The organism is Pseudomonas sp. M5A4_2d (genome assembly GCF_053345295.1).
The window spans coordinates 110148-122471 of the sequence record NZ_JBKEZW010000002.1 but is presented as its reverse complement, the minus strand read 5'-3'; the positions used below and the strand labels follow the sequence as shown (position 1 = coordinate 122471).

Here is a 12324-nt window from a genome sequence, read left to right as displayed (position 1 = left end):
TCCGACGCAGTCCTTAGTGCTTAGCGGGCGTAGAGCTGAATGGCGAACTGATCACCGGAGGCTGTCAGTTCATAGACTTTTTCATAGATAGTCAGGGTTCTCGAAGGCTCCCTGATGGTGTCACCGACTTTCGCAAGCTTCCTGAACTCGTCCCAGCTTACGAATGTGTTGCTGAGACTGCCTTCTTGGCGTGCGTTCATGGCGTAGCATTGAACTTCCATGGTCTAACCCTCTGCTGGATTTCCGTTTCCGGCCGATTATTCGGCAGGCAGGTATTCCCGAAAGGAGGCCGCTGCAGCGGCTTTTTCCTTTCGGGTTCCAAGAGGCTAGTCGATGAAAATGCAGTCGTATGCTGTCGGAAACACCAGATAACAGTCTCGGCAATCAGCCACTATTCGTCGCGCTTAGGCGCCCATCACTTGGCGAATATCCGCGGCTAATTCTCTTACACGTTCTTCCTCGGTATCCCACGCACACATGAACCGTGCGCCACCTTTGCCGATGAAGGTGTAGAAGCGCCAGCCCTTGGCCGTCAAGGCTTCGATGGCCGCTTCCGAGAGTTGCAGGAACACGCCGTTGGCCTGCACCGGGAACATCAATTCCACGCCGGGAATATCCGCCACCAGGCTGCTCAGCAATTGTGCGCAGTGGTTGGCGTGGCGTGCGTGTTTGAGCCAGGCGTCGTTTTCCAGCAGGCCCACCCAGGGTGCCGAGAGGAAGCGCATTTTCGACGCCAGCTGGCCGGCCTGTTTGCAGCGGTAATCGAAGTCTTCGGCCAGTTTGTGGTTGAAGAACAGGATCGCTTCACCCACCGCCATGCCGTTTTTCGTACCGCCAAAGCACAGCACGTCCACACCGGCTTTCCATGTCAGGTCGGCCGGGGAGCAACCGAGGAACGCGCAGGCATTGGCGAAGCGCGCGCCGTCCATGTGCAGGTTCAGGCCCAGTTCCTTGCAGGTGGCGCTGATCGCGCGGATTTCTTCCGGGGTGTACACGCTGCCGACTTCAGTGGCCTGGGTCAGGGTCACTACGCGGGGCTTGGGGTAGTGGATGTCCTGGCGCTTGAGGGCGATTTCGCGGATCGATTCCGGGGTCAGCTTGCCGTTTTCGGTGCGAGCGGTGAGGAGCTTGGAACCATTGGAGAAAAACTCCGGCGCGCCGCATTCGTCGGTTTCAACGTGGGCGGTTTCCGAGCAAATCACGCTATGGTAGCTCTGGCACAGCGAGGACAGTGCCAGGGAGTTGGCGGCTGTGCCGTTGAAAGCGAAGAATACTTCGCAGTCGGTTTCGAACAAGTGACGGAATCCGTCGGCGGCGCGGTGGGTCCATTCATCATCGCCGTAGGCGCGTTGATGGCCCTGGTTGGCTTGTTCCATGGCGGCCCAGGCTTCCGGGCAGATGCCGGAATAGTTGTCGCTGGCGAATTGTTGGCTCTTGTCGGTCATGGCCCATTCCTGTGGTCGATGTTGGTGCGCACTGTAACCAAGATTGTCCAGGGTGCGCACGCACTGTAAATGCAAAGTCACTGGGGAATTATGCACGGTACTGAAACGATTCCTGTCGGACGCGTCCGGGATGGCGCCCTGGATTTGCTCAAGTGGCTGGCGCTGCTGAGCATGGTGCTGGATCACTTGCGTTATGTCGGTTTGAGCCTCGATGGCCTGTATGTGCCAGGCCGGCTGGCGTTTCCCTGGTTTTGCCTGGCGATTGCGGCCAATGTGCACCGGGTCCGGCATGCGCCTGTGACCGGCCAGTGGCGCTACCTGGGCTGGCTGTTGCTGTTCAGTGTGATCAGCGAAGTGCCGTACCGAATGTTTATCGACGATGCCGATACATTAAACGTCTTGCCGACCCTGGCGCTGGGCCTGCTCGTTGCCCGAGGATGGCAGCAGAAGACGCTTTTTGATCGAGGTTTGGCGCTGATCGCCGTCGCGATGGGCGCGGTGTTTTCCACACACCTGATGTTCGGCTTTTTCGGTGTCTTGCTGCCGTTGGCAATGCTGCTGGTGTTCAGCCGCCCATGGTATTTCAGCTTGTTACCGGGTTTGGTCTGTGTGGCGGCTAATCAATGGCAGATTTTGCTCAACAGCGGCAGCCTCGTTGCGATGCTCGGGCTGGGCGCTTGCCTGATTGCGCCATTGGCGGGGTTGGTCTTAGTGCGCCATGCCAGGCATGTGTCTCCACCCGCCATGCGGCGCTGGGCATATAGCTTATATCCACTGCATTTTTTGATGCTGCTAATCGTCCGACAGATTATCGCCTAACCCTTGTGGGAGCTGGCTTGCCTGCGATTGCATCACCCCAATGCAACTGATACACCGAGGTGTCTGCATCGCAGGCAAGCCAGCTCCCACACAAGCCTGCTTCCACATTTATTCGGTGTTGTTCCGGCAATGTCGTAAACGCACCTTTGCGTGGCGTCCGTAGGCATTTGATCTACCGGCGCCAGCCCTACCATCGCATCAAAGGGCCCTGCACGGGCCTTAACAATACGAAAGGCTGGGAGAGACGCGATGTTCAGCAAAAAAGACCAGATCCAGGGATATGACGACGCACTGCTGGCGGCGATGAATGCCGAGGAGCAGCGTCAGGAAGATCATATCGAGCTGATCGCGTCAGAGAACTACACCAGCAAACGTGTGATGGAAGCGCAAGGCAGCGGCCTCACCAACAAATACGCTGAAGGTTACCCGGGCAAGCGCTACTACGGTGGCTGCGAGCACGTGGACAAGGTTGAAGCGCTGGCCATCGAGCGCGCCAAGCAACTGTTCGGTGCCGATTACGCCAACGTGCAGCCACACTCCGGTTCGTCCGCCAACAGCGCGGTGTACCTGGCGCTGATCAATGCTGGCGACACCATCCTCGGCATGAGCCTGGCCCACGGCGGCCACCTGACCCACGGCGCCAAAGTGTCGTCGTCGGGCAAGCTGTACAACGCGGTGCAATACGGCATCAACACCGACACCGGCCTGATCGACTACGACGAAGTTGAGCGTCTGGCGGTCGAGCACAAGCCGAAGATGGTGGTGGCCGGTTTCTCCGCCTACTCCAAAACCCTGGATTTCCCACGCTTTCGCGCGATTGCCGACAAGGTCGGCGCGCTGCTGTTCGTCGACATGGCTCACGTCGCCGGCCTGGTGGCCGCTGGTTTGTACCCGAACCCGCTGCCTTACGCCGACGTGGTCACCACCACCACCCACAAGACCCTGCGCGGTCCACGTGGCGGTTTGATCCTGGCCAAGGCCAACGAAGAAATTGAAAAGAAACTCAACTCTGCGGTGTTCCCCGGCGCCCAGGGCGGCCCGCTGATGCATGTCATCGCCGGCAAGGCGGTGTGCTTCAAGGAAGCGGCGGAGCCAGGTTTCAAGGTGTACCAGCAACAAGTGATCGACAACGCCCAGGCCATGGCCGGCGTGTTTATCAAACGTGGCTACGATGTTGTCTCCGGCGGTACCGATAACCACCTGTTCCTGGTCAGCCTGATTCGCCAGGGCCTCACCGGCAAAGAGGCGGACGCCGCCCTCGGTCGCGCCCACATCACCGTCAACAAGAACGCCGTGCCGAATGACCCGCAGTCGCCGTTCGTGACCTCGGGCCTGCGCATCGGCACCCCGGCGGTGACCACACGTGGCTTCAAAGTACCGCAGTGCATCGAGTTGGCCGGCTGGATCTGCGACATCCTCGACAACCTCGGCGACGCCGATGTCGAGGCCAACGTGGCCAAGCACGTGTCTGCCCTGTGCGCTGATTTCCCGGTTTATCGCTGAGCGCGGTTTTGGAGTAATGACTATGCAACGCTACTCGGGCTTCGGCCTCTTCAAGCACTCACTCAGCCACCACGAAAACTGGCAGAAGATGTGGCGCACGCCGACCCCTAAAAAGGTCTACGACGTAGTCATCGTCGGCGGCGGCGGGCATGGTCTGGCGACCGCCTATTACCTGGCCAAAGAGCACGGCATCACCAACGTGGCCGTGGTCGAAAAAGGCTGGCTGGGCGGCGGTAACACCGCGCGCAACACCACCATCGTGCGTTCCAACTACCTCTGGGACGAGTCGGCGCACCTGTACGAACACGCGATGAAACTGTGGGAAGGCCTGTCCCAGGACCTGAACTACAACGTGATGTTCTCCCAGCGTGGCGTTTACAACCTGTGCCATACCCTGCAAGACATTCGTGATTCCGAGCGCCGCGTCAGCGCCAACCGCCTCAACGGCGTGGACGGCGAACTGCTCAACGCCAAACAAGTGGCCGACGAGATCCCGTACCTCGATTGCTCAAAAAACACCCGCTACCCGGTACTCGGCGCCACCGTGCAACGGCGCGGCGGCGTGGCCCGTCACGATGCCGTGGCCTGGGGCTTTGCCCGCGCTGCTGATGCACTTGGTGTGGACTTGATCCAGCAGACCGAAGTGATCGGTTTCCGCAAGGAAAACGGCGTGTGTATTGGCGTGGAAACCAATAAAGGCTTTATCGGCGCCAAGCGCGTCGGTGTGGTGACGGCCGGTAACTCCGGCCACATGGCTTCGCTGGCGGGCTTTCGCTTGCCGATTGAATCCCACCCGCTGCAAGCCCTGGTGTCGGAGCCGATCAAGCCGATTATCGACAGCGTGATCATGTCCAACGCCGTGCACGGCTACATCAGCCAGTCCGACAAGGGCGACCTGGTAATTGGCGCCGGCATCGACGGCTACAACGGCTACGGCCAGCGCGGCTCGTACCCGGTGATTGAACACACCATCCAGGCCATCGTCGAGATGTTCCCGGTGCTGTCGCGTGTGCGCATGAACCGTCAGTGGGGCGGCATCGTCGACACCACGCCGGACGCCTGCCCGATCATCTCCAAAACCCCGGTGCCGAACATGTTCTTCAACTGCGGTTGGGGCACCGGTGGCTTCAAGGCCACGCCGGGCTCAGGCAACGTGTTTGCCGCCAGCCTCGCCAAGGGTGAAATGCACCCGTTGGCTGCACCTTTCTCCATCGACCGTTTCCACAACGGTGCGTTGATCGATGAACACGGCGCTGCGGCCGTCGCCCACTAACAGGAGAAATCCCCTATGTTGCATATCTTCTGTCCTCACTGTGGCGAACTGCGCTCCGAAGAGGAATTCCACGCGTCCGGCCAAGCGCACATTCCGCGCCCGCTGGACCCGAACGCCTGCACCGACGAACAGTGGGGCGACTACATGTTCTTTCGCGACAACCCCCGTGGCCTGCACCACGAGCTGTGGATTCACGCCGCCGGTTGCCGCCAGTATTTCAACGCCACGCGCGACACCGTGACCTACGAAATTCTTGAAACCTACAAGATCGGCGAGAAGCCGCAATTCACCGCCAAGGCCTCTGGAGAGAAGGTATGAGCCAGATCAATCGCCTGTCCAACGGTGGCCGCATCGACCGTAATAAAGTCCTGACGTTTACCTTCAACGGCCAGAGCTACAAAGGCTTTGAAGGCGACACCCTGGCCGCTGCACTGTTGGCCAACGGCGTCGACATCATCGGTCGCAGCTTCAAATACTCGCGCCCACGCGGCATCTTTGCCGCCGGCGCCGAAGAGCCGAACGCGGTGTTGCAGATCGGCGCCACCGAAGCCACCCAGATTCCCAACGTGCGCGCCACGCAACAGGCGCTGTACCAAGGCCTTGTCGCCACCAGCACCAATGGCTGGCCAAGCGTGAACAACGACATGATGGGTATTCTCGGCAAGGTCGGCGGCAAGCTGATGCCGCCGGGCTTCTATTACAAAACCTTCATGTACCCGCAATCGTTCTGGATGACCTACGAGAAGTACATCCGCAAGGCCGCAGGCCTTGGTCGCTCGCCGACCGAGAACGACCCGGACACTTACGACAACATGAACCGTCACTGCGACGTGCTGATTGTCGGCGCCGGCCCTGCCGGTCTGTCGGCCGCCCTGGCGGCTGCGCGCAGCGGTGCGCGAGTGATCATCGCGGACGAGCAGGAAGAGTTTGGTGGTTCGCTGCTTGATTCCCGCGAAAGCCTCGACGGCAAACCGGCCACCGAGTGGGTCGCCAGTGTGATCGCCGAGCTCAACTCCCTGCCGGACGTGCTGCTGTTGCCTCGCGCCACCGTCAACGGTTACCACGACCATAACTTCCTGACCATTCACGAACGCCTCACCGACCACCTCGGTGACCGCGCGCCGATTGGTGTGGTGCGTCAGCGTATCCACCGTGTGCGCGCCAAGCGTGTGGTGCTGGCGACCGGTGCGTGCGAGCGCCCGCTGGTGTACGGCAACAACGACGTGCCGGGCAACATGCTCGCCGGCGCAGTCTCCACTTACGTGCGTCGCTATGGCGTGGCACCCGGCAAAAAACTGGTGCTGTCGACCAACAACGACCACGCCTACCGCGTGGCACTGGACTGGTTTGATGCAGGCCTTGCGGTTGTAGCGGTGGCCGATGCTCGCCATAACCCACGCGGTGCATTGGTCGAAGAAGCCCGTGCCAAAGGCATTCGCATCCTCACCGGCAGCGCCGTGATCGAGGCCCGTGGCAGTAAGCATGTGACGGGTGCTCGTGTCGCAGCCATCGATGTGAAAGCGCATAAAGTCACCAGCCCCGGCGAGTGGCTGGAGTGCGACCTGGTTGCCAGCTCCGGCGGCTACAGCCCGGTTGTTCACTTGGCCTCGCACTTGGGCGGCAAGCCGACCTGGCGTGAAGATATCCTCGGTTTTGTACCGGGCGAAGCACCACAAAAACGCGTGTGCGTCGGTGGTATCAACGGCGTGTACGGCCTTGGCGATTCCCTGGCGGATGGTTTTGAAGGCGGCGTGCGCGCAGCCAGCGAAGCCGGTTTCGCGCCCGTGCAGGGCACGCTGCCAAAAGCCTTGAGCCGTCTGGAAGAGCCGACGCTGGCGCTGTTCCAGGTGCCTCACGAAAAAGCCACTGCACGGGCGCCGAAGCAATTTGTCGACCTGCAAAACGACGTGACCGCTGCCGCCATCGAACTCGCCACCCGTGAAGGTTTCGAGTCGGTCGAGCACGTCAAACGCTACACCGCGCTGGGTTTTGGCACCGACCAGGGCAAGCTGGGTAACGTCAACGGCTTGGCGATTGCCGCGCGCTCGTTGAACGTGACCATCCCGCAGATGGGCACCACCATGTTCCGCCCGAACTACACGCCGGTCACCTTCGGCGCTGTTGCGGGCCGCCACTGTGGGCACATCTTTGAACCGGTGCGCTACACTGCGCTGCAAGCCTGGCACGTGAAAAACGGCGCCGAGTTTGAAGACGTCGGCCAGTGGAAACGCCCCTGGTATTTCCCGCGCAACGGTGAAGACCTGCACGCTGCGGTGAAACGCGAATGCCTGGCCGTGCGCGACAGCGTCGGCCTGCTGGATGCGTCCACCCTCGGCAAAATCGACATTCAGGGCCCGGATGCCCGTGAATTCCTCAACCGCATCTACAGCAATGCCTGGACCAAGCTCGACGTGGGCAAGGCGCGCTACGGCCTGATGTGCAAGGAAGACGGCATGGTCTTCGATGACGGCGTCACCGCCTGCATCGCCGACAACCACTTCCTGATGACCACCACCACCGGCGGCGCAGCGCGCGTGCTGCAGTGGCTGGAAATCTACCAACAGACCGAATGGCCGGACCTCAAGGTGTACTTCACCTCGGTCACCGACCACTGGGCAACCATGACCCTGTCCGGCCCCAACAGCCGCAAGCTGCTGAGCGAAGTGACCGACATCGACCTGGACAAGGACGGTTTCCCGTTCATGACCTGGAAAGAAGGCTTGGTGGGCGGCGTGCCGGCGCGGGTGTTCCGTATCTCGTTTACCGGTGAGCTGTCGTACGAAGTCAACGTGCAGGCCGACTACGCCATGGGCGTGCTGGAACAGATCGTCGAGGCGGGCAAGAAGTACAACCTGACGCCGTACGGCACCGAAACCATGCACGTACTGCGCGCCGAGAAGGGCTTCATCATCGTCGGCCAGGACACCGACGGCTCGATGACCCCGGACGACCTGAACATGGGTTGGTGTGTAGGCCGCACCAAACCGTTCTCGTGGATCGGCTGGCGCGGGATGAACCGTGAAGACTGCGTGCGCGAAGAGCGTAAGCAGCTGGTCGGGCTCAAGCCGATTGATCCGAACGTATGGCTGCCGGAAGGCGCGCAGCTGGTGTTCGATCCGAAGCAGACGATTCCGATGAAGATGGTCGGCCACGTCACCTCAAGCTATGCCCACAACTCCCTCGGCTATTCGTTTGCGATGGCGGTGGTCAAGGGCGGCTTGAAGCGCATCGGCGAGCGGGTGTTCTCACCGCAAGCGGATGGCAGCGTGATCGAGGCGGAGATTGTGTCTTCGGTGTTCTTCGACCCGAAAGGCGAGCGGCAGAACATCTGATAGACCGAGGCGCCTGCAGCGCAGGCAAGCCAGCTCCCACATTTTGAAATGCATTCCCCTGTGGGAGGGGGCTTGCCCCCGATGAGGCCAGTAGCCGCACAACAGAATTCAGACAGGTGCTTTATGACAGCAGCCAACGTATACCAACAACGCCCCACCACCGGCGCCAAGGCCGAGTCGTCGCTGCACCATGCCGACCTCGCCAGCCTGGTCGGCAAGGGCCGCAAGAACGCCGGCGTGACCGTGCGCGAAAAGAAACTCCTCGGCCACCTGACGATTCGTGGCGATGGCCATGACGCGGCGTTCGCTGCCGGCGTGCACAAAGCCCTCGGCATCGAGCTTCCAGCCGCCCTGCAGGTGATCGTCAAAGGCGAAACCAGCCTGCAATGGCTTGGCCCGGATGAATGGCTGCTGGTTGTGCCGAGCGGTGAAGAATTCGCCGCCGAGCAAAACCTGCGGGCTGCCCTGGGCGACCTGCATATCCAGATCGTCAACGTCAGCGGCGGCCAGCAGATCCTCGAACTCAGCGGCCCGAATGTGCGCGACGTGCTGATGAAGTCCACCAGTTACGACGTGCACCCGAACAATTTCCCGGTGGGCAAGGCGGTGGGCACGGTGTTCGCCAAGTCGCAACTGGTGATCCGCCATACCGCCGAAGACACCTGGGAACTGCTGATTCGTCGCAGCTTCTCGGATTACTGGTGGTTGTGGCTGCAGGATGCGTCAGCCGAATTTGGCCTGAACGTTCAAGCCTGAGGAGTGACCGATGAGCCGTGCACCCGATACATGGATTTTGACTGCCGACTGCCCCAGCGTGCTCGGCACGGTGGACGCGGTCACCCGCTACCTGTTCGAGCAGGGCTGCTACGTCACCGAGCACCACTCGTTCGATGACCGCCTCTCGGGCCGGTTTTTTATTCGTGTGGAATTCCGCCAGCCCGACGGTTTCGACGAGCAGGCTTTCCGCGATGGCCTGGCCACCCGTGGCGAAGCCTTTGGCATGATCTTCGAGCTGACGGCGCCGAACTACCGGCCAAAAGTGGTGATCATGGTCTCCAAGGCCGATCACTGCCTGAACGACCTGCTGTACCGCCAGCGTATCGGCCAACTGTCCATGGACGTGGTCGCGGTGGTGTCCAACCATCCCGATCTCAAGCCGTTGGCCGACTGGCACCAGATTCCCTACTACCATTTCCCCCTCGACCCCAACGACAAACCGTCCCAGGAGCGTCAGGTGTGGCAAGTGATTGAAGAGACCGGTGCGGAACTGGTGATTCTTGCGCGCTACATGCAAGTGCTGTCGCCGGAGCTGTGCCGCAAGCTCGATGGCAAGGCGATCAACATCCACCACTCGTTGTTGCCGGGGTTCAAGGGCGCCAAGCCGTATCACCAGGCCTACAACAAGGGCGTGAAACTGGTCGGCGCCACGGCGCATTACATCAACAACGACCTGGATGAAGGCCCGATCATCGCCCAGGGCGTGGAGGTGGTGGACCACAGCCATTATCCAGAGGACCTGATTGCCAAGGGGCGTGATATCGAAGGGCTGACACTGGCCCGGGCCGTTGGGTATCACATAGAGCGGCGGGTGTTCTTGAACGCCAATCGCACCGTCGTTCTTTAGATCGCTATCGCAGGCAAGCCAGCTCCCACATTTGAATGTGTTCACAAATCAAAAGGTGGGAGCGGGCTTGCCCGCGATGAGGCCATCAGCAACAACGCACAAACAGCATCTGTACCCGAGCACTTTACGCGCTGCCTGCCTGGGCAGCGCGGTTCCATAAAAACAACAGCGAGGTGAAAGCATGTCTGGTAATCGTGGTGTCGTGTATCTCGGCAACGGCAAGGTCGAAGTACAGAAAATCGACTATCCCAAAATGCAGGACCCCCGTGGCAGGAAGATTGAACACGGCGTCATCCTGCGCGTGGTCTCCACCAACATCTGCGGCTCCGACCAACACATGGTGCGCGGCCGCACCACTGCCCAGACCGGCCTGGTACTGGGGCATGAAATCACCGGCGAAGTGATCGAAAAGGGCAGCGATGTCGAGAACCTGAAAATCGGCGACCTGGTCTCGGTGCCGTTCAACGTGGCGTGCGGCCGCTGCCGCTCCTGCAAAGAGCAACACACCGGCGTGTGCCTGACCGTCAACCCGGCCCGTGCCGGTGGCGCCTACGGCTACGTCGACATGGGCGACTGGACCGGCGGCCAAGCCGAATACGTGCTGGTGCCGTACGCCGACTTCAACCTGCTGAAACTGCCGGACCGCGACAAGGCCATGGAGAAAATCCGCGACCTGACCTGCCTTTCCGACATTCTCCCGACGGGTTACCACGGCGCCGTCACTGCCGGCGTCGGCCCGGGCAGTACCGTTTACATTGCGGGTGCCGGCCCGGTCGGCCTGGCCGCTGCGGCGTCCGCACGCCTGCTCGGCGCGGCGGTGGTGATCATCGGCGACGTCAACTCTATCCGCCTGGCCCACGCCAAGGCGCAAGGGTTTGAAGTGGTTGACCTGTCCACCGACACCCCGCTGCACGAACAGATCGCCGCCCTGCTGGGCGAGCCGGAAGTGGACTGCGCCGTTGACTGCGTGGGCTTCGAAGCGCGTGGCCACGGGCATGACGGCGCCAAGGCCGAAGCCCCGGCCACCGTGCTCAACTCGCTGATGGGCGTGGTGCGTGTGGCAGGCAAAATCGGCATTCCAGGCTTGTACGTGACCGAAGACCCGGGCGCCGTCGACGCCGCCGCGAAAATGGGCAGCCTGAGCATTCGCTTCGGTCTGGGCTGGGCTAAATCCCACAGCTTCCACACCGGCCAAACCCCGGTGATGAAGTACAACCGCCAGCTGATGCAGGCGATCATGTGGGACCGCATTCATATTGCCGATATCGTCGGCGTCGAAGTCATCAGCCTGGATGACGCGCCGCGTGGGTACGGCGAGTTTGATGCGGGCGTGCCGAAGAAGTTTGTGATTGATCCGCACAAACTGTTCAGCGCGGCATAAGCATTGGCAAAATCAAAAGGGCGACCCTAGGGTCGCCCTTTTTGCGTCGGGTGCTTAAGCCTGCAAGCGTCGACTGATGACATCGAGCAAGTCGCAGCCATCTCGCAGCGGAATGGCGCAGAGCAGGGCAAAGTCCTGCAGGACAAGGGTGTCGGTTTGCAGGCCTTCGCGAAACGCGAGGTTTTCCATGACTTGAGTGACCGCGCGGATGCGGTAGACGGCGGCGTCGTGGAGCACGTCCAGTGGGACTTGGGTGTCGATGAGCAGGGAAGGGTTGGTGCTGTCGTGGCCGGTGAGCGGCATGTATCGGTTCATGTTTTAACCTTTATTTCAGAGAATGGGGCTACCACTCACACGTCGCCAAACGAATGGGTGGCAGCTGTACGCAGGTTGGCGAACCGGTGAAATAAAGCAAAGGCCGGCAGACCCGAAGGTCTCCCGCGCACAGCCGCCATAAAGCAGCTTTACGCGTACAAAAAAACCTGCAAAGGAGCAGGTGCTTTTGCATGCATTATTTCAATCGGGTCGCCAAACCCGTGTCGACATGTGGACGACCGCCGAACTATAAGCGCCATCCCTCGCCATGAGCAAGTCGCCCCGCCGATGAAGATCAAATGTGGGAGCGGGCTTGCTCGCGAAAGCGGTGGGTCAGTCAACACATTCATCAACTGATACACCGCCTTCGCGAGCAAGCCCGCTCCCACAGGGTAGTGGTGTGAGCAAGTCGCCCAGGCAGTGAAGATCAAAATGTGGGAGCTGGCTTGCCTGCGAAGGCGGCGTGCCAGCCAACCTTTTCTGAGCTGACCCACCGCCATCGCGGGCAAGCCCGCTCCCACAGGCAAACGCCTGGAGCAAGTCGCCCGGCCGATGAAGATCAAAATGTGGGAGCTGGCTTGCCTGCGATGGCGGTGTGTCAGTCAACACATTCATCAACTGATACACCGCCT

General features: G+C 60.9%; 11 protein-coding genes. 8 read left to right on the top strand and 3 right to left on the bottom strand.

Annotation, left to right across the window (positions count from 1 at the left end; translation table 11 throughout):
* Nucleotides 1-20 precede the first annotated feature (20 nt).
* Both ACLBW8_RS07490 and ACLBW8_RS07485 read right to left on the bottom strand, forming a co-directional pair.
* Nucleotides 21-221, bottom strand: coding sequence for a hypothetical protein (locus ACLBW8_RS07490; RefSeq protein WP_064454450.1), 201 nt, complete (start codon nt 219-221; stop codon nt 21-23).
* A 183-nt stretch (nt 222-404) separates the two neighbouring features.
* Nucleotides 405-1445 (bottom strand): threonine aldolase family protein, encoded by a 1041-nt coding sequence (locus tag ACLBW8_RS07485; RefSeq protein WP_432751454.1) that lies wholly within the window; start codon nt 1443-1445, stop codon nt 405-407.
* Between the two features lie 90 nt (nt 1446-1535).
* Between ACLBW8_RS07485 and ACLBW8_RS07480 the strand changes: the two genes are divergently transcribed.
* The 8 genes from ACLBW8_RS07480 (at nt 1536) to fdhA (ending at nt 11377) form a co-directional block, all read left to right on the top strand.
* Nucleotides 1536-2264 (top strand): TraX family protein, encoded by a 729-nt coding sequence (locus ACLBW8_RS07480; protein WP_447805069.1) that lies wholly within the window; start codon nt 1536-1538, stop codon nt 2262-2264.
* Nucleotides 2265-2513: 249 nt separating this feature from the next.
* On the top strand, nt 2514-3767 hold the full coding sequence (gene glyA / locus ACLBW8_RS07475; protein ID WP_064454447.1) for a serine hydroxymethyltransferase: 1254 nt from the start codon (nt 2514-2516) through the stop codon (nt 3765-3767).
* Nucleotides 3768-3789: 22 nt separating this feature from the next.
* Complete coding sequence (locus ACLBW8_RS07470; RefSeq protein WP_010207084.1) at nt 3790-5040, top strand: sarcosine oxidase subunit beta; 1251 nt, start codon at nt 3790-3792, stop codon at nt 5038-5040.
* A 15-nt stretch (nt 5041-5055) separates the two neighbouring features.
* Nucleotides 5056-5358: a sarcosine oxidase subunit delta gene (locus ACLBW8_RS07465; protein WP_003194855.1), complete on the top strand. Its 303-nt coding sequence runs from the start codon at nt 5056-5058 to the stop codon at nt 5356-5358.
* Nucleotides 5355-8372, top strand: a complete 3018-nt coding sequence (locus ACLBW8_RS07460) for a sarcosine oxidase subunit alpha (RefSeq protein ID WP_447805068.1) — start codon at nt 5355-5357, stop codon at nt 8370-8372. Before ACLBW8_RS07465 ends, ACLBW8_RS07460 begins: the two co-directional genes overlap by 4 nt.
* A 123-nt stretch (nt 8373-8495) precedes the next feature.
* Nucleotides 8496-9128, top strand: coding sequence for a sarcosine oxidase subunit gamma (locus tag ACLBW8_RS07455; RefSeq protein WP_064454445.1), 633 nt, complete (start codon nt 8496-8498; stop codon nt 9126-9128).
* A 10-nt stretch (nt 9129-9138) separates the two neighbouring features.
* Complete coding sequence (purU, locus tag ACLBW8_RS07450; RefSeq protein WP_032883972.1) at nt 9139-9996, top strand: formyltetrahydrofolate deformylase; 858 nt, start codon at nt 9139-9141, stop codon at nt 9994-9996.
* Nucleotides 9997-10177: 181 nt separating this feature from the next.
* Complete coding sequence (gene fdhA / locus ACLBW8_RS07445; protein WP_048722231.1) at nt 10178-11377, top strand: formaldehyde dehydrogenase, glutathione-independent; 1200 nt, start codon at nt 10178-10180, stop codon at nt 11375-11377.
* 54 nt (nt 11378-11431) lie between these two features.
* Here fdhA and ACLBW8_RS07440 read toward each other — a convergent pair whose 3' ends face one another.
* Nucleotides 11432-11692, bottom strand: coding sequence for a hypothetical protein (locus ACLBW8_RS07440; RefSeq protein WP_447805067.1), 261 nt, complete (start codon nt 11690-11692; stop codon nt 11432-11434).
* Between the last annotated feature and the right edge of the window lie 632 nt (nt 11693-12324).

Coding starts and splice junctions, on each gene's coding strand:
- ACLBW8_RS07490 (WP_064454450.1), bottom strand. CDS start 221: ATGGAAGTTCAATGCTACGCCATGAACGCACGCCAAGAAGGCAGTCTC.
- ACLBW8_RS07485 (WP_432751454.1), bottom strand. CDS start 1,445: ATGACCGACAAGAGCCAACAATTCGCCAGCGACAACTATTCCGGCATC.
- ACLBW8_RS07480 (WP_447805069.1), top strand. CDS start 1,536: ATGCACGGTACTGAAACGATTCCTGTCGGACGCGTCCGGGATGGCGCC.
- glyA (WP_064454447.1), top strand. CDS start 2,514: ATGTTCAGCAAAAAAGACCAGATCCAGGGATATGACGACGCACTGCTG.
- ACLBW8_RS07470 (WP_010207084.1), top strand. CDS start 3,790: ATGCAACGCTACTCGGGCTTCGGCCTCTTCAAGCACTCACTCAGCCAC.
- ACLBW8_RS07465 (WP_003194855.1), top strand. CDS start 5,056: ATGTTGCATATCTTCTGTCCTCACTGTGGCGAACTGCGCTCCGAAGAG.
- ACLBW8_RS07460 (WP_447805068.1), top strand. CDS start 5,355: ATGAGCCAGATCAATCGCCTGTCCAACGGTGGCCGCATCGACCGTAAT.
- ACLBW8_RS07455 (WP_064454445.1), top strand. CDS start 8,496: ATGACAGCAGCCAACGTATACCAACAACGCCCCACCACCGGCGCCAAG.
- purU (WP_032883972.1), top strand. CDS start 9,139: ATGAGCCGTGCACCCGATACATGGATTTTGACTGCCGACTGCCCCAGC.
- fdhA (WP_048722231.1), top strand. CDS start 10,178: ATGTCTGGTAATCGTGGTGTCGTGTATCTCGGCAACGGCAAGGTCGAA.
- ACLBW8_RS07440 (WP_447805067.1), bottom strand. CDS start 11,692: ATGAACCGATACATGCCGCTCACCGGCCACGACAGCACCAACCCTTCC.